The sequence below is a fragment of the Ruegeria sp. N8 genome (assembly GCF_056531325.1).
Genome location: NZ_JBQFLQ010000007.1, coordinates 150,451 through 166,563, shown reverse-complemented (window position 1 = coordinate 166,563; position 16,113 = coordinate 150,451). Strand labels below are relative to the sequence as shown.

Sequence of the window (16,113 nt, the reverse complement as noted above, 5' to 3'; positions counted from 1 at the left end):
AAATTGGCGCGTGGATGTCAGCGATATTGGGAAATGGCAGGGGCAGCAGGGTTCGAACCCGCGACCTACGGTTTTGGAGACCGTCGCTCTACCAACTGAGCTATACCCCTAAGGTGGGCATCAGATATGCCAGCCGCGCGGCGGACTCAAGAGGCTTTTTCAGATTCCGCCGCTCTAAACCCATGCGACAAACAAGTTGCGCATGGCGTTGAGTTCTATAAGACACAATTTGCTTGGCAGAAGGACCCCGCTCGTGAGTATCCGCAAGAAGATCGCTGATAGTGAAGCCCTGTTGAACTGGGCTGCGCGGCGCATTGCGTGGTATATCCGGCTGGTCAATCGCAACACCGAATGGCAGCGTATTGGCTATGAGGAACTGGACCAGTTGGCCGAGCAGGGCGAACCGGTCATTGTGGTGCTGTGGCACCAAAGGCTGGCGCAATCGCCCTATTTCTACCCGCTGGACAAGGGGCCCATCTGCTCCATCACTTCGTCTGCTCGAGCCGGCAGCATGGTTGGTCGCGTGCAAAAGCTGTTCGGCATGGACACGATCGCCATGACCAGCAAGAAATCGAACAACATTGCCGTGTCGCGCGAAGTGATCGGCAAAATGAAGCAAGGCATTTCCATCGGCATCGCCGCCGACGGTCCACGTGGGCCGGAAAGGGTGTTGTCCACGGTGCCTTTAGTCTGGGCAAGAACCTCGGGCAAGCGGGTGTTCGGGATTACTTTTTCGGCAGAACATGGTCGCGAGGCGAGCACATGGGATCGTCTTCTGATGCCGCGCCCCTGGCGCAACAAGGGCGTGTTTATATGCCGTGAATGGACGGAAACCGTCCCGCGCAAAGCCTCGGACGAGCAGATCGAAGCCCTGCGCCTCAGCCTTGAACAACACATGAATGACATCACGGCCGAGGCCGACCGCATGGTTGGCCGCGAGCCTTGGTCGCCGTCCTAACCGCCGCGCAGACGTTGCATTAGGTAAACTTCACTGCCTTCGGGGATCGGTTCGGTCAGACCGGTTGCGATGACGCGCCCGTCGATGGCGATGGACACGCCCGCCTCAATCGGGCCTTCCAATTGCGGATGCGCCCGGATCAGTTCCCGCAACAGATCGCCGGTGGTTTTGGCCTCGACTTCCACCACCTGCTGACCCCCGGTCAAAGACCGGAGGCCGGACCAGAGGTGGACCTCAACCATTGTCCTTGAGCGCCGCCAGAATGCGCGGCGGGGACATCGGCAGTTGCTTCATCCGCACGCCAGCTGCGTTGGACACAGCATTGGCGATGGCGGCCAAGGGCGGCACGATGCCCGTCTCACCCACGCCGCGCACACCGAAGGGGTGGCCGGGGTTGGGCACTTCGACGATCACCGTGTCGATCATGGGCAGGTCGCTGGCGACCGGAATGCGATAGTCAAGGAAGATCGAGTTCTGCAACCGTCCATCCTCGCCATAGATATATTCCTCATTCAGCGCCCAGCCGATACCTTGCGCGGCACCGCCCTGGAACTGGCCCTCGACATAGGTCGGATGGATCGCCTTACCAGCGTCCTGAATGACCGTATAGCGGGTGATCGTGGTCTTGCCGGTTTCCGGGTCGACCTCGGCGTCAACAATGTGGGTGCCAAAGGACACGCCTGCGCCTTCGGGCGTCGCCTCAAAATGGCCCGAGATCGGACCCCCGGTGCGTCCCATTTTGGCAGTGATATCTGCCAGCGGCATCGGGTCAAAGTCGCCCGCGTTCGGGCCCGAAGGCACGGCGCAACCGTTTTCCCACTTCACGGCTTCAACCGGGATATCCCATTTGGCCGCTGCACGTTCGCACAGTTTTTCGACAGCATGGCGCGCCGCCTTGATCGTCGCCAGACCCGAAGCATAGGTTACCCGGCTACCGTGGCTGACGTCATTATACCCCAGCGTTGCGGTGTCTGCGACGGTGACACGGATGTTCTCATATGGAATGCCCAGCACCTCAGCCGCCATCAGTGCCATCGACGCGCGCGAGCCGCCAATGTCGGGCGTGCCCACCATCAACTGGGCTGATCCGTCTTCGGACAATGCCAGGGTTACCGACGTTTCACCCCCGTGGTTGAACCAGAAGCCGCAGGAGACGCCGCGTCCCTGCCCCGGCTTCAACGGCGCCGAATAATGCGGATGCGCCTTGGCGGCCTCGAGCGTTTCCACCAGACCGATGCGTTCATAGCGCGGGCCATAGCTGGCCTTGGTGCCCTCATGCGCAGCGTTCTTCAGGCGCACTTCAATGGGGTCGAGGCCCAGCTTGTTGCACATCTCATCAATGACCGACTCGACCGCAAACGCGCCCATCGGCGCGCCGGGCGCGCGATAAGCGGCTTGCTTGGGACGGTTGGCCATCACGTCATAGCCGATCTGTTTGACGTTGGTCAGGTTATAGGCCGCAAAGGCACACATGGCGGTCATGTCGCCCGGCGCACCGGGGAACGCGCCGCCTTGCAGACGGAACTCACCACGCGCGGCGGTGATCGTGCCGTCCTTCTTCATGCCGATCTTGATATCCATCGAAGCCGAGGCCGTCGGCCCCGTCGCGCGGAACACTTCGGATCGGGTCATGACCAGCTTGACCGGGCGGTTCGCCTTGCGGCTCAGCGCCAGCGCGACCGGTTCGATGAAGACCGTGGTCTTGCCGCCAAAGCCGCCGCCAATCTCGGACGCGGTAACGCGCAGCTGCGAGGTTTCGATGCCCAGCAATGCCGCACATGTCTTTTGCGCAATCCAATGGCCTTGGGTGGTGCACCAAAGTTCACCTTTGCCGTCATTGCCCAGCAGGCCAAGACAGGCGTGTGGCTCGATATAGCCCTGATGGGTCGCCTCGGTGACAAAGCTGTCTTCGAGGACCAGATCGGCCTCGGCAAAGCCTGCGTCGACATCGCCATGACCGCTTTCGTGATACCGCACGACGTTGGGGTGCATCCCTTCGGGCACGGAATAATCTGCCGCACCTTCGCGGATGACCGGCGCATCCGGGGCCATCGCTTTGTCTACGTCGGTCACATGAGGCAATACCTCGTACTCAACCTCAATCAGCTTCAGCGCATCCCGCGCGGCCAGTGCCGAGGTCGCCGCCACAGCAGCCACCGCATGACCATCATAGAGAGCTTTCTCACCGGCCATGACGTTTTCCAGCACGTTCCAGAATTCGCCCGCCAAACCGGGTTTGAACGGCACGTCGGCGAAATCAGCGCGTGTCACGACGGCTTTGACGTCTTTCAGCGCCTCGGCCTTCGATGTGTCGATTTTCACGATCCGGGCATGGGCGTGGGGCGAGCGCAGGATCGCACCATGCAGCATGCCGGGTGCAGACATATCCGCGCCGAATTTGGCGCGGCCCGTCACCTTGTCCAAGCCGTCAGGGCGGTTCGGACGGGTGCCAACAAAAGTGAATTCCGTTTTACGATCGTCCAGAGCCATTACGAAGCCTCCCGCAATTCTTCTGCCGTTTCCATGACGGCGCGAATGATCTTGTCATAGCCGGTGCAGCGGCACAGGTTGCCTGCCAGCCAGTACCGGGTTTCTTCCTCGGTCGGGTTGGGGTTTTTCTCCAGCAGCGATTTGGCCGCCACCAGAATGCCCGGCGTGCAGATGCCGCATTGCAGGGCGGCATGTTCGATGAATTTCTGTTGCAGAGGGTGCAGCACGTCACCATCCGCGATACCTTCGACGGTTTCGATGGTCTTACCCTCGGCCTCAGCGCCCAGCATCAGGCAGGAACAGACCAGACGGCCATCCACAGTGACCGAACAGGCACCGCAATCGCCGGTGCCGCAGCCCTCTTTAGCGCCGGTCAGGTTCAGCTTGTCGCGCAGGCAGTCCAGCAGGGTTTCGCGCGGGTCGCACAGAAAATCGACCTCATCGCCGTTCACGGTGGTCGTTACGTGGAGCTTGCTCATGCTTTCTCTCCCTTCGCGCGGGCATAGGCGATTTTCGCGGCGCGCTTGGCCAGAACACCAGCGACCTCGGTGCGGAATGCGATCGTGCCGCGTTTGTCGTCGATTGGGTTACAGGCGGCCGATGCCGCAGCCGCCAGCGCGTCCAGCGCAGCATCGTCCAGAGTGCTACCGATGATGGCCTTGGCACAGTCTTCAACCAGCAGGACAGTCGGCGCGACCGCGCCCAGCGAGACGCGGGCCTCAGTCACGGTATCACCGGCCAGACGCAGGCTGACACCCACGCCAACAACGGCGATGTCCATCTCGGTGCGCGGGATGAACCGCAGATAGGCGTCACCCGCATTGTCTCCGCGTGCGGGGATTTTCACAGCCGAGATCACCTCACCCTTGGCCAGCGATGTCTTTCCGGGTCCGGTGGGAATGTCTTCAACGGCCACCTCGCGGTTGCCATCGGGGCCAGTGACCGTAACGGTCACACCAGCGGCAACCATCGCAGGCACCGAATCCGCCGCCGGAGAGCCATTGCACAGGTTTCCGGTCAGCGTTGCGCGACCCTGAACCTGGGTCGATCCGATCAGGTCCATCGCTTCGACCACGCCAGGCCAGTCGCTGCCCAGCTCAGGGTGCTCGCTCATCTCGGCACCTGTGGCAGCAACACCCAGTGTCCAACTGCCGTCCGCGTTGCGGGTTATATCGCTGACGCCGTCGATCTTTTTGATGTCGATCAGCGTATCGGGCGTGACCAGTTCCGAGCGCAACTGCACCAGAACGTCCGTGCCTCCGGCCAAAAAGCGGGTGACCCCCTTTGCGTTTGCAGCCAGAGCCGACGCCTCGGCAAAACTGGCGGGGCTGTGATAATCCATGAAAATACCTCGCACCTGTTGATCAGGATTCACTAGGGTTCGCTGGGGACGTTAGTGCAGCCGTGCCGTAACGTCCATGGCCAGAGCGACCAATTTTTGCGTTTCAGAATTTCGTTTCTCAACCTTGGCTCAGAGGTCGATCTCGATCACACCATCCGGCTGCGCTGCCCGGCTTTGACATAGGATGATAGCGCTCTCACGTTGTTTCTTGGACAAAACGAAATCTCGGTGTTCGACCTCACCCGAAATCACGCCGCATTTACAAACGCCACAGATGCCATCGGCGCATTTCACGTCAACGTGAATGCCCGCGTCGTTCATCACCTGCGCTGCATCTTTGTCGGCGGGTACAGTCAGATCGCGGCCCGATTTTGCCAGCCGCAGGGTGAAGGCGTGATTCTCATAGTCCGGCTGTTCGGGAACCGAGAAATACTCCAGATGCCGCGCCTCGTCGGGATATCCCTGACGCTCAGCTGCTTGCATAACTCCGTCCATAAAGCGATCAGGACCGCAGGTATAGACATGCCATCCATCCTGATACCCCTGCAGGATTACATCCAAATCGGCCCGTGTGCCTTCGTCCGAGAAATGATAGTGCACGTGATCCGCCCAAGGCATCGCTGCCAGATCCTTCAGATACCCGGCCCCGGCACGGGTACTGGCGGAATAGTGAAGCTCGAACGGTTTGCCCAAGGCATGCAGACGGTGGGCAAAAGCGATCATCGGAGTGATGCCGATCCCGCCGCCCATCAAGAAGGTCTTCGTTGCGCCCTCGTCCAGTTCGAAATGGTTGATGGGTTTCGAGATGAAAACTTTCCGCCCCTCGTTGAAAATGCGGTGCAGCAGAGCTGAGCCACCGCGTCCCTCATCCTCGCGCAATACACCGATCTGATAGGTGGCGCGGTCGGACGGGTCGCCAGACATAGAGTATTGCCGCAGGAATTCCGGCGCGACCAGCACGTCCAGATGCGCGCCCGCCGTCCATTCGGGCAGTGGTGAGCCGTCCAGCGTCGAGAATTCGTACTTGGTCACATCCGCAGTCATCTTGTCGACCTTGGTCAGTGCGACGCGCATAACCGGGGCATCGCCCGCGATGGTATAGCGGTGGATCACCGACAGATCGCCCGCCGCCTTGCGAGCTTTGTATTCCTCGGCCGTCACCATAGCCTGATAGGCTGCGATCCCAGCCTCGCGGTCCATGGCGAACGGATAGGGCCAGGGATGCGGAGCCAGATAGGCAGGGTAAACGGCCAGAGTCTGATCCTCATATTTCAGGTCCAGATCGGTTTGCAGATCGCGCCGGTTCAGCGGTTGGTCGGTCGGGCGATAGGCGCCGTCCGGTTGCAGCTCCAGATCCCACCACCATTTCTTGACGTCGTTCAGCCCGCCATTGCCCACGGCATCATCCAACCGCGCCAACGCGGGAGCGGCCTTGGGAATATTCATAGCGGCCCAGCGGAAGGGGCGTTCCTTGAAGATGCCCTCAAGGTTCCAAGGGCAGGTCTTCATACACCGCCCGCACATCGCCCCACCCGGCGTGGTCACCCGGTAGGTGGCGCATTTTTGGCTGTCAGACTTCCAGATCTCATAGCCGTTGAACATCAGCTTCGGCCCGGCCGTGATCGCACCCGAAGGGCATTCGCGGGCGCATTTGTTGCAGCTTTCGCAGAAGGCCTGCAGACCGAAATCGATCGGCTTGTCATGCGCCATCGGCATATCAGTCGTCACCGCGCCGGATTTCAGACGGGGGCCCAGATAGGGGTTCAGGATCACCTCTCCGATCCGGCTGACCTCGCCCAGCCCAGACAACAACAGCAGTGGCGGCTGTAACACCTCGCCATCCATCACCGTATGCGCGCGGGCTTTGTAGCCCAAGTTTCGGATCTGCTGAGCGATCACTCCACCCAGCAGCGAGAACCGCAGATAAGCGCGCATCGACTGCGCCACGCTGATCCAGTCATCGCCGCTGGCACCCTCCATCGTTTCATAACCCTGGTCGATGATCATGCTGATGGCCTGGTCGTGAGGCGGTGTGATCTCCTCGCCCGTTGCATCATGCGAGTACCAAGCCCAGTCCGGGCACCGGCTGAGACCCACCGCATCGACCCCCAGAAAATACGTTGCTGCCTTGATATTCGCGGCGTTGCGCGCGGCATCGGTCGGCCTAGCAGTTTCAGCGCTTTCCCCATCCTGCAACAGCACGAACGCGCCCAGCGCGCGGCGTTGTGCGGTGCTAGGCGCGGCCTTGCGCACGTAATACCCGCCCTTGGCCCCGTCTTGCAGATGCTTACCCATATCCCCGAACTGTGCGCGGGCGAACATATCGGCGCGCTTGGGGACGCGGGCCACGTTTTCCTCATCAATATAGGTAGTGGGCGCATCAACCCGCCTGAGGTTCTCAAACGGGTGCGCCCCGTCCACATAGCGCCGATTGGCATAAGGATCGCGGTTCAGCGCGTTCTTGGCAAAGCCCGCGCCCAGCCACCACGCGGGGCCTTGAGTACGAAACCACGGCTGCTGCGTCATGGGTTGCAGAGGCTGATCGTGTGCGATCTCCATCTCGGTCGTGACCGCAGCCAGTCCGAACCGTTTACCCAGCCACGGCGCGACCAGCTCTCCGTCTTCGACCGAACACAGCCCCGCCGCGACGGCCAGCTTACCCAGATCAACCTCAGAGGACATGACTGTATGCGCCCGCGCATCAAAGCCCAGAACGCGCAGGTAGTTGGCCACGACCACCGCATTCTCGGTCGCCAGCAGACAGGCGCGGTGATCCTGCGCATCCATGATCCAATCCGCGCCGGTCTCGTTGGGGTCCGGGTCGCGGTTGTGTTCGTACAGAAAGACAATTGCATGGCGATGGGTGTCCATCGGGCGCGGCGTGGCCTCTATGCTTTCTTTGAGATCGGCCATGATCAGGTCGATCCCCGAAGCCAGCGTCTTGGTCTGCCGTGTCTTCAGCGCATGGGCCAGACGGTCAATATCGGGGTTGCGGCGGGGTTCGGTCAACAATGCCTCGCGCGGCAGAGGACCACACCCCATCATCGAGGCATCATTGAAATAGCCAAACGCTTTTAGATGGTTGGCGCGCTCGGTCACGTCAGCAGGCACCTCGGAGACCACAGGATTCACGAACCCATCGCGGATCGTGTCCAGCATCGCCTGAAACTCCCCCATCGCGTTGACGATGCTTTCCGGGCGCTTGGGGCGATGAAAGCTGAGCGACTGCATCGGCGGCACCGCCGACAGATCAGGCATTTCCGCTTGCCGTGCCAGCCGCTCTGACGGATAGCCGCCCATGTGAACGGGCCTGTTCTTGTCCGAGAAAAAGCGGATTGCCATCCTGTGCCTCCTGTTGGGTTCAGCTTTCCCTAATCCGCCATGGACCTCAAAACCATTCATGAATAATCATAGATGATATGAGAAATATTGATTTTACCGATCTGGACGGCAAGGTCCTTCGTGTCTTCCTGACCATTCTCGAGGAAAGCTCGGTCTCGAAGGCGGCCGACCGGTTGGGCGTCACGCAATCGGCCATCAGCCATACGCTGGCTAAGCTGCGGCAGGTTCTGGGCGATCCGCTATTCGTGCGCTCGGGCCAGGGCCTGACCCCGACCGAGCGCGCCTTGGCGCTGAAAGACCCGGTTCAGCGTGTTCTGGACGGGATGCGCGCCCTGACCGAAGACCGCCCCTTTGATCCGCAAGCCGAACAGATGCAGATCCAGATCGCCACCAACGATATGCCGCGCGAGTTGATCTTTCCTACTTTGCTACGGACCGCGCGATCTGAAGGCATTGGCCTGCATCTGGGGTTCATCCCATCGGGCGTGCCGGACCCGGACCTTCTGCGCAGCGACCGATGCCAGTTGATGTTGACACCGCTTCCGCCCGACGGGCCGGACATTTTTCAAAAACGCATCCTCAGCAGCCCGCTGATGATCTTCTATGACGCCGCACAGCGCAAACCGCCGGACAGTTGGGACGTCTATTGCAGCACCGAACATGTCGAGGTGCGGTTCGCCGATGGTCGAAGCTCGCGCGCGGTGATGCGCGGCGTGGATCAAAACCAGATCAGACCGCCCACCGTCACCCTGCCCCATTTCAACGCCATCCCGTCCTTTGTGAAAGGCAGCGACCTGATCTCGACCGACACCGCCTTGATGAAACGCGGGCCGTTGGCGGCGCTGGATTGTGCGCCGTTGCCTTTCACGTGTGAGGAGGTCTCGATCTACATGGTCTGGCACCAGAGATCGGCGAATGACCCGGCCCATCGCTGGCTGCGCGACCGGATCGAACGGATCGCCGCCGCGCTATGAATGTGGCGGTTCAGAACCGGGCTTTGATGAGATGCGTCAGCGCTGCACCGGTCTCAAAATATGCGCGCCGCAGCCCGGTCCAGCTTTCGCTGTATCCCTCAACTTCCGGGACGGGCAACAGGGCGGGATCATCGCGTAGCAAACTGTCGGCCATCTGGCGGCCAAAAACTGTCCCCGGCCCGATCCCGCGTCCTGAAAACCCGTGCGCCGCCAGCGCATTCGGACCGATCCGCGTGATTTTCGGAATGTGGTCCGAGGTCATTGCGATCCGCCCGTGCCAACCTTGCACCAACGGCTGGTCGGCCAGCTGCGGATAAAGCGCCGCTATCTTGCGTTTCGCCCACGCCTTATGGGCACTGCTTCCTGCATGACCAAGATCCCCCATCGCGCCGATGATGAACCGCCCGTCCTGATCCAGCCGGAAAGACGTCATGATCAACCCGGTATCCCACGCCCCTTCGCCCCCGCGCAGGATACTGGCGCGCAGGTTGTCCGACAAAGGGGCCGTGGCAAACTGGAAGTAATAAACCGGCACATAGGCGGGCGCGGTATCCGGCATGGCCCGGTGATAGGCATTCGTGGCCTGTATCAACGCCTTCGCCCGGACAGAGCCTTGGGCTGTTGTCAGGGTCCAGACATCGCCATCATGGGACAGAGAGAGAACCGGACTATGCGTAAAGACCTGCGCCCCGGCCTGAGTCGCGGCGCGAGCCAAGCCCCGCACATAGGCCAGAGGCTGAATCGTTCCCGCCCGCGGATCGAAAAGCGCCCCGTGAAAGGCTGCGCTGCCGGTGCGTTGCCCGGCCTGATCGGTGCTCAACAGCTCCACCGGCGCGCCTGCCGCCTTGAGCTGCGCATGGCGGTTTTCCAAGTCCCTGAACCCCGCCCCCGAATGCGCGCAATGCAGGGTGCCGTTGCGGACAGGCTCGCAATCGATCCCGTGCTGCGCGATCAGGTCGAACACATCCCCCGGTGCGGCGCCCAAGAGCTCGATTAGGCGATTGCCCGGCTCAGCCCCGAGATGCGTCCGGATCTCGTCCGGTGGCAGCCATAGCCCCGCATTGGCAAAGCCCACATTGCGACCCGACCCGCCATGCCCGATCTCCTGCGCCTCTAGCAGCGTCACCGACGCCCCCGATTGTGCCGCCGTCAAAGCCGCCGAACAGCCGGTATAGCCGCCGCCGATTACGACCAGATCGACCGTCAGATCGTCGGTCAGAGGGGTGCTGTCCACATGCTCGCGGCAGGTGTTCAGCCAGAGGGACTGGTCATGGTCGCTCACATCGGGCTCCTTGCGCATGCGCAGATCATCAGGGCTGCGTCAGCCGGTTGCAAGCGAACGCTGATCTTCTCGCCCCATAGCGATCAGAAAGGGCTGTGCGTCCTGCTGCGCCTGAAATGCCGCTTTGTCGGACATACCCTTCCAATCGGCCAGAACCAGCGACTGCGCCACCGCCCCACCCAGGGTTGCCCCTGGTCCGGTGACGATGAACAGATCGGGCGCAAACTCGCGCGCGGCAGTCTGGATGGCGCGGGTGAAATCATAGGTCTCGGTGACTTGATGCCCTAGGGTGTAGTCCCACAGCGCTTGGGTGTCCGTCGCCCCTGGCCACCAGATTTTTCCACGCCCATCGATCAGAGGGCGTTCGGGCGGGTCAAACATATCCGCAGACAAACGCGCCCGCCCTTCGGCGGCCACCGGCGCTTGTAGCGCAGTGTGAAACGCGGCGTGGTTTGCCAAGCGCATGGGAAAGCGATCCTGCACAGTTGGTTGCGCGTGTTCAAACGCGCTTAGGCCGGCCTCATTACCTGCCAGAACCAGCATACCGCCCAGATCAATCGACAATGCCAACTCGTGCCCGTCCAGAGCGTCAATCCGCACGACATCGGCCAACAGTTCAGCCTTGCGCTCGGCGTCGTTCGACCAATCCTCTCGGGCGAACGGATACACAAGCTGCCCGCCGATCAGGTGGTCCTGCATCAGCGTGCCCATGGTGTTCACCACGCGGAATCCGTTTTCTGGCGTGACCGCGCCGCCCGCCGCCAAAGCGATGTACCACCCCATCGAGTTTCCGGTGACGGCAACGACTTCGATATCAACCGCCAGCGACTGCGCATCGGCCAGCGAGGCTGCGTAAATCAAAGGCGACGCGATATCGCCACGAGAATACGTGCTGACCGTATACCGACCTGCACCATCCAAGGCCGTGACCCCTTCTTGCCCTGCCTCTGCGCGAATTGCGTCAAACTGGGCAAACAGCTGCATCCGGTCAGCATGATGGCGATGCAGATAGCCCAATTCGGGTTTGTTGTATGTCCCCCGACCGGGGCAGATCAGAACAGCGGTGCGGGTCATTGGCGACCTCCGGTCAGGTTTAATGCGGCGGCCACAATCCCGTCTTTCGACGGCAAGGGCGCAGCATAGGCGGGGCCGGTTGCTATGAAACTGTCGTCGGCGACAACACGGGCGATTGGAGTGGCCGGACTTTCTTCGACGAAGAAAGTCATCAGCGCCTCGGACTGGCTGCCGGTGCGGCGGCATTCGTCGACGATCAGCACATGTGCGCAGCCCTCGGTGGCCTCGTACAACGCCTGAACAGGCAGTGGCGCCAGCCAGCGCAGGTCGATGATCCGCACGTTCAACCCCGCCGCCTGCAGTTCGGGCAGCGCCTGTTTCGACAGGTAATGCCCGTTGCCATAGGTCACGATGGCCAGATCGGTACCGTCGCCATGCACCCCCACTTCACCCAGCGCAATCCGTTGATCCGGTGCGGGATAGGTCGTCATCCACCTCCCGTCCTGCGCCCCATTCAGGTCACGCATGGGATAGAGCGCAATGGGTTCCAGAAACACCACCACCCGCTGTTCTTCGCGCGCCAGGCGGACGCATTCGCGCAGCATCTGCGCCGCATCCTCTCCGGTCGAAGGACAGGCGATGACTACCCCCGGAATATCACGCAGCACGGCCAGCGAGTTGTCATTGTGGAAATGCCCGCCGAACCCTTTCTGATAGCCCAGCCCGGCAATTCGCACGACCATAGGGTTGGTGAACTGCCCGTTCGAGAAAAACGGCAGCGTCGCGGCCTCGCCCCTGATCTGATCCTCTGCGTTGTGCAGATAGGCGAGGAACTGGATCTCGGGGATCGGCACAAACCCGTTATGGCCCATGCCAATCGCCAGCCCCAAAATCGACTGCTCGTCCAGCAGCGTGTCGATCACCCGGTCCGGCCCGAACCTCTGTTGCAGTTTTTGCGTGACGCCATAGACGCCCCCCTTACGGCCCACATCTTCGCCCATGCAGACGATCTCGCCATGCTCCAGCATCAGATCGGTCAGCGCCCAGTTGATCAGACGGCTCATGGGCTGAGGGTCTTTCATCGCCCGCATATCGCCACCAAACGCCTTTGCGCGCGCCTCGGCACTAGGGCCATTGGTGGGTTTGCAAACGCGCTTGGGCGGGATCAGGCTGGCCATCACCTCGGCGGCGGCGCCCAAATGCGGGCGCGTGGTGGTCTCGGCAGCGATGCGATCAGTGCGGGCGCAGGTGTCCTGATATATCTCCAGCGCCTGATCCGGCGACAGTGCCCCGGCCTGATCCAAAAGGCGCACAGAATGCAGCAAAGGGTCATTTGCCTCATCCGCTTCGACCTCGGATCTGGGCATATAGGTGGTCGGTACGTCAGCACCGGCATGACCGTAAAGACGTACGGTTTTCAGGTGCAGGAATGCGGGTTTGCGGCGGGTGCGCACATAGTCGGCGGCCTCTTGCGCGACGGCATAGGTCTCGTAGATATCCAGCCCGTTGGCCTGAAAATATCGAACACCGGGGCGATGCTCCATCGACGTCTGTATCCAGCCCTTTGGCGTTTTGACCGAGATGCCGATTCCATTGTCCTCACACACAAACAATAAGGGCAGCGGCGTCGATTGCACGCTGGTCCAGCCCGCCGTGTTAATCGCGCCCTGTGCGGTCGAGTGGTTGGCCGAGGCATCACCAAAGGAACACATGGCGATCCCGTCCTCAGGCAACTCACGGTGCTCAGGCGCATGCCGCCGCGCCGCGCCCAGAGAATAAGCTGCGCCGACCGCCTTGGGCAGATGGCTGGCAATGGTCGAGGTCTGCGGCGGGATGGTCAGCGCCTTGGACCCCAACACCTTGTGCCGTCCGCCCGACGTGGGGTCTTCGGAAGAACAGGCAAAACTCAGCAGCATGTCCCAGGCGATCTGCTGGCCCGGTACCTGCTCTGCGCGGGCGATCTGAAACGCGGCATCGCGGTAATGAAGAAAGGCGATATCCGTGGGGCGCAGAGCATTGGCCACGGCCGCCATCCCCTCGTGCCCGGATGAGCCGATCGTGTAGAACCCCTGCCCCGCCTTCTGCATGGCGCGGCTGGTGCGGTCCAGCGCGCGACTCAGCACTTGCGAGCGGAACAGTGATACGGCATCGGCATCGCTCAGACCGGACCGGGGCGCGTTGCCTGCGGGAAAATCGCGCGCGGTGACGCGTTTGAGGAAGTTCTCATGCACGATCTGAGCGCGATCCATCTGCGCCTCCGTCCTTTTGTTGTCGGATCATGGGCGCTGCCGTGCCCTGTGATCCCCGTGGTGGCCTACGAACGGCCAGGTCTTCTGTTACAGCAATAATCGCGCCCACGATTGGCGGGCAAGACCTCTGCCGGATCATCGCCGCCGAAGACCGCGCTAAAACGCATCAATCTATCAGGCTGGTGCAATCGAAATGCCAGTGATAATCCATCCGAAAGGTATGAGGAATAATCATATGATCGCCCCCCGACGTTTCCTGCCCTCCATCCCGTCCCTGCTGGCGCTCGAAGCTGTGGACCGCCTTGGCAGCGCCTCTGCGGCGGCCGAAGAACTCTCGCTGACACAAAGCGCAATCAGTCGCCAACTCAAAACAATGGAGGAACAACTGGGCGTCGATCTGATCCAGCGCAGCCAGATGCGCCTCCAACTAACCCCGGCAGCCAAAGAATATGTTCAGGTCGCGCGTACTGTGCTGCATCAACTGGCACAGGCTTCGGTCAAGTTGAAAGCAAACCCCAAGGGCGGGTCGCTGAACCTGTCGATCCTGCCCGCCTTCGGCATGCACTGGCTGGCCCCCCGCCTTCAGGATTTTGCACGCCGCCATCCCGAGGTAACGGTGAACCTCAACACACGGCTCCGACCTTTTGATTTCGAGGTCGAGCATTTCGATGCCGCCATTCATTTTGGACAACGGGATTGGCGGGGCGTGAATTTCTTGCCCATCATGCGTGAGGATGTCGTGCCGGTCTGTGCCCCCTCGATCCTGCCAGAGCGGGCAGATCGCATCGACTGGCTGCTCAGCGCGCCTTTGCTCCACCTCGAAACCCGCCCGGATGCGTGGGAGAGATGGTTTGCGTTTCAGGGCAAAGAGGTGTCTGGGCTTGGCGGAATGCTGTTCGACCAGTTTTCGACCATGGGGCAGGCAACCGTTCACGGGTTGGGTGTGGCTCTGCTGCCGAGTTACCTTGTGAAAGATGACCTGCGCTCAGGGCGTCTTGTTCCCGCTTGGCACGGTCCGGGCGTCAGTCTGGGAGATTTCTACTTGGTCTGGCCCCAATCCAGGGCCGAATCCGAGCCGTTGAAATCCTTTGTTGAATGGCTACGCGGACAGGTCGGGTAACCCAAACCTTAAACCAGCACGCGTAACAACAGTAGCAAACTGCGCGGCCTTCGGCCTTGCGTCCTGCGGACGGCAGGGGGCCGGGCAGGCGTGGGCTGAGCCCGCGCCTGCCCGGCCCAACAGGAGGAGATGTTTCGCCAGAAACGTCAACGACGGGCGAGAGCGCCCTGTCGTTCTTATTTGTCCAGCGAGCGGGCGATGAGTTCTTTCATGATCTCATTGGTGCCGCCATAGATCGTCTGTACCCGCGCATCCGCGTAAAGCCGCGCAATCGGGTATTCCATCATGAATCCATAACCGCCAAAGAGCTGGAGGCATTCACCCATGATTTCATTCTGAATTTCGCTACCCCAGTATTTCGCCATCGACGCCGTGGCCGCATCTAGCGTACCCGCCTGCAACTGAGCCAGACAGTCGTTGAGGAAGCTGCGTAGAACTTCGGCTTTGGTCTTGCACTCCGCCAGCTTGAAGCGCGTGTTCTGGAAATCCATCACGCGCTGACCAAAGGCCTTACGCTCTTGCGTATAGCGCACAGTCTCGGCAATGGCGAAATCAATCGAACCCAGAGCGATCAGAGCAATCGTCAACCGCTCCCAGGGCAGCTGCTTCATCATCTGATAAAAGCCCTGCCCCTCTTCAGGACCAACCAGATTGGTCATCGGCACTTTGACGTCCTCAAAATACAGCTCGGCCGTGTCGTTGGCCTTCATGCCCAGCTTCTTGAGGTTGCGCCCCTTGCGGAAACCGTCGGCGCCCTCGGTCTCGACCGCGATCAGCGACACACCCTTAGAGCCTTGCGACTTGTCGGTCTTGGCCGCCACAAGGATCAGATCGGCCGACTGACCATTGGTAATAAAGATCTTCGAGCCGTTCAGGCGGTAGGAATTGCCGTCCTTATCTGCGGTGGTGCGGATCGCCTGCACGTCCGACCCGGTGCCGGGTTCGGTCATAGCCAGTGCGCCGACCATCTCACCCGAGGCCAGTTTCGGCAGCCATTTCTGCTTTTGCTCTTCGCTGCCGTAGGCCATCAAATAGTGGATCACGATCGACTGGATCGGATAGCCCCAGCCGCAATTGCCGTGCGACGACTGGGCATAGAGAGTGACCGCATCAAACCCCAGATCCCCGCCAACGCCGCCATGTTCCTCTGCGATCGAGCCAGCCATCAGGCCCATCTCACCGGCTTTTTGCCAGAATGCGCGGTCGACCATCCCCTGATCATTCCAACGCTCTTCGTTGGGGACCAGTTCGTCCTGCATGAACCGATCCGCCATTTCGGCGAACATGCGGTGTTCTTCAGTGACCCAGCTTGCAGAGCTTGTAAACAAAGACATCAAGTGTC

At 61.1% G+C, this 16,113-nt stretch carries 12 protein-coding genes and 1 tRNA gene; 3 read left to right on the top strand and 10 right to left on the bottom strand.

The window, feature by feature from the left end; translation table 11 throughout:
• Positions 1–34: 34 nt before the first annotated feature.
• Positions 35–110, bottom strand: a tRNA-Trp gene (locus ACR0C5_RS14605).
• 143 nt (positions 111–253) lie between these two features.
• On the opposite strand from ACR0C5_RS14605, the gene ACR0C5_RS14600 reads away from it, so the two are divergent.
• Positions 254–958 (top strand): lysophospholipid acyltransferase family protein, encoded by a 705-nt coding sequence (locus tag ACR0C5_RS14600; protein WP_480877541.1) that lies wholly within the window; start codon positions 254–256, stop codon positions 956–958.
• On the opposite strand, the gene ACR0C5_RS14595 is transcribed toward ACR0C5_RS14600, so the two are convergent.
• From ACR0C5_RS14595 to ACR0C5_RS14575, 5 genes are all read right to left on the bottom strand, one after another.
• Positions 955–1,200 (bottom strand): MoaD/ThiS family protein, encoded by a 246-nt coding sequence (locus tag ACR0C5_RS14595; protein ID WP_209195191.1) that lies wholly within the window; start codon positions 1,198–1,200, stop codon positions 955–957. The genes ACR0C5_RS14600 and ACR0C5_RS14595 overlap by 4 nt on opposite strands.
• The gene (locus ACR0C5_RS14590) at positions 1,193–3,448 is read right to left on the bottom strand and encodes a xanthine dehydrogenase family protein molybdopterin-binding subunit (RefSeq protein WP_170773860.1); all 2,256 of its coding nucleotides are present in this window, start codon (positions 3,446–3,448) and stop codon (positions 1,193–1,195) included. Before ACR0C5_RS14590 ends, ACR0C5_RS14595 begins: the two co-directional genes overlap by 8 nt.
• Positions 3,448–3,927 (bottom strand): (2Fe-2S)-binding protein, encoded by a 480-nt coding sequence (locus ACR0C5_RS14585; protein ID WP_170353362.1) that lies wholly within the window; start codon positions 3,925–3,927, stop codon positions 3,448–3,450. Before ACR0C5_RS14585 ends, ACR0C5_RS14590 begins: the two co-directional genes overlap by 1 nt.
• Positions 3,924–4,790, bottom strand: coding sequence for an FAD binding domain-containing protein (locus ACR0C5_RS14580; protein ID WP_480877538.1), 867 nt, complete (start codon positions 4,788–4,790; stop codon positions 3,924–3,926). Before ACR0C5_RS14580 ends, ACR0C5_RS14585 begins: the two co-directional genes overlap by 4 nt.
• A 129-nt stretch (positions 4,791–4,919) precedes the next feature.
• Entirely contained in the window at positions 4,920–8,132 is a 3,213-nt protein-coding gene (locus tag ACR0C5_RS14575) for a reductive dehalogenase (RefSeq protein WP_480877536.1), read from the bottom strand.
• 77 nt (positions 8,133–8,209) lie between these two features.
• Here ACR0C5_RS14575 and ACR0C5_RS14570 point away from each other — a divergent pair, with 77 nt between their 5' ends.
• Positions 8,210–9,106: a LysR family transcriptional regulator gene (locus ACR0C5_RS14570; RefSeq protein WP_480877534.1), complete on the top strand. Its 897-nt coding sequence runs from the start codon at positions 8,210–8,212 to the stop codon at positions 9,104–9,106.
• A gap of 10 nt (positions 9,107–9,116) precedes the next feature.
• Here ACR0C5_RS14570 and ACR0C5_RS14565 read toward each other — a convergent pair whose 3' ends face one another.
• From ACR0C5_RS14565 to ACR0C5_RS14555, 3 genes are read right to left on the bottom strand one after another with little or no spacing between them, the layout of a single operon-like run.
• Complete coding sequence (locus ACR0C5_RS14565) at positions 9,117–10,388, bottom strand: NAD(P)/FAD-dependent oxidoreductase (protein ID WP_480877532.1); 1,272 nt, start codon at positions 10,386–10,388, stop codon at positions 9,117–9,119.
• A gap of 39 nt (positions 10,389–10,427) precedes the next feature.
• Positions 10,428–11,462 carry an ACP S-malonyltransferase gene (locus ACR0C5_RS14560; protein WP_170773849.1) on the bottom strand — a complete coding sequence of 345 codons (1,035 nt, stop codon included), beginning with the start codon at positions 11,460–11,462 and terminating at the stop codon, positions 10,428–10,430.
• Positions 11,459–13,651 carry a dehydrogenase E1 component subunit alpha/beta gene (locus tag ACR0C5_RS14555; RefSeq protein ID WP_480877530.1) on the bottom strand — a complete coding sequence of 731 codons (2,193 nt, stop codon included), beginning with the start codon at positions 13,649–13,651 and terminating at the stop codon, positions 11,459–11,461. Before ACR0C5_RS14555 ends, ACR0C5_RS14560 begins: the two co-directional genes overlap by 4 nt.
• Before the next feature lie 235 nt (positions 13,652–13,886).
• Here ACR0C5_RS14555 and ACR0C5_RS14550 point away from each other — a divergent pair, with 235 nt between their 5' ends.
• Complete coding sequence (locus ACR0C5_RS14550) at positions 13,887–14,771, top strand: LysR family transcriptional regulator (RefSeq protein WP_480877528.1); 885 nt, start codon at positions 13,887–13,889, stop codon at positions 14,769–14,771.
• 176 nt (positions 14,772–14,947) lie between these two features.
• Here the strand turns inward: ACR0C5_RS14550 and ACR0C5_RS14545 are convergent, their stop codons facing one another.
• On the bottom strand, positions 14,948–16,105 hold the full coding sequence (locus ACR0C5_RS14545) for an acyl-CoA dehydrogenase family protein (protein ID WP_480505090.1): 1,158 nt from the start codon (positions 16,103–16,105) through the stop codon (positions 14,948–14,950).
• Between the last annotated feature and the right edge of the window lie 8 nt (positions 16,106–16,113).

What these genes read in the sequence shown, in the direction of transcription:
- ACR0C5_RS14595 (WP_209195191.1), bottom strand. Translation starts at nt 1,200, where the DNA reads ATGGTTGAGGTCCACCTCTGGTCCGGCCTCCGGTCTTTGACCGGGGGT.
- ACR0C5_RS14590 (WP_170773860.1), bottom strand. Translation starts at nt 3,448, where the DNA reads ATGGCTCTGGACGATCGTAAAACGGAATTCACTTTTGTTGGCACCCGT.
- ACR0C5_RS14585 (WP_170353362.1), bottom strand. Translation starts at nt 3,927, where the DNA reads ATGAGCAAGCTCCACGTAACGACCACCGTGAACGGCGATGAGGTCGAT.
- ACR0C5_RS14580 (WP_480877538.1), bottom strand. Translation starts at nt 4,790, where the DNA reads ATGGATTATCACAGCCCCGCCAGTTTTGCCGAGGCGTCGGCTCTGGCT.
- ACR0C5_RS14575 (WP_480877536.1), bottom strand. Translation starts at nt 8,132, where the DNA reads ATGGCAATCCGCTTTTTCTCGGACAAGAACAGGCCCGTTCACATGGGC.
- ACR0C5_RS14570 (WP_480877534.1), top strand. Translation starts at nt 8,210, where the DNA reads ATGAGAAATATTGATTTTACCGATCTGGACGGCAAGGTCCTTCGTGTC.
- ACR0C5_RS14560 (WP_170773849.1), bottom strand. Translation starts at nt 11,462, where the DNA reads ATGACCCGCACCGCTGTTCTGATCTGCCCCGGTCGGGGGACATACAAC.
- ACR0C5_RS14555 (WP_480877530.1), bottom strand. Translation starts at nt 13,651, where the DNA reads ATGGATCGCGCTCAGATCGTGCATGAGAACTTCCTCAAACGCGTCACC.
- ACR0C5_RS14550 (WP_480877528.1), top strand. Translation starts at nt 13,887, where the DNA reads ATGATCGCCCCCCGACGTTTCCTGCCCTCCATCCCGTCCCTGCTGGCG.
- ACR0C5_RS14545 (WP_480505090.1), bottom strand. Translation starts at nt 16,105, where the DNA reads ATGTCTTTGTTTACAAGCTCTGCAAGCTGGGTCACTGAAGAACACCGC.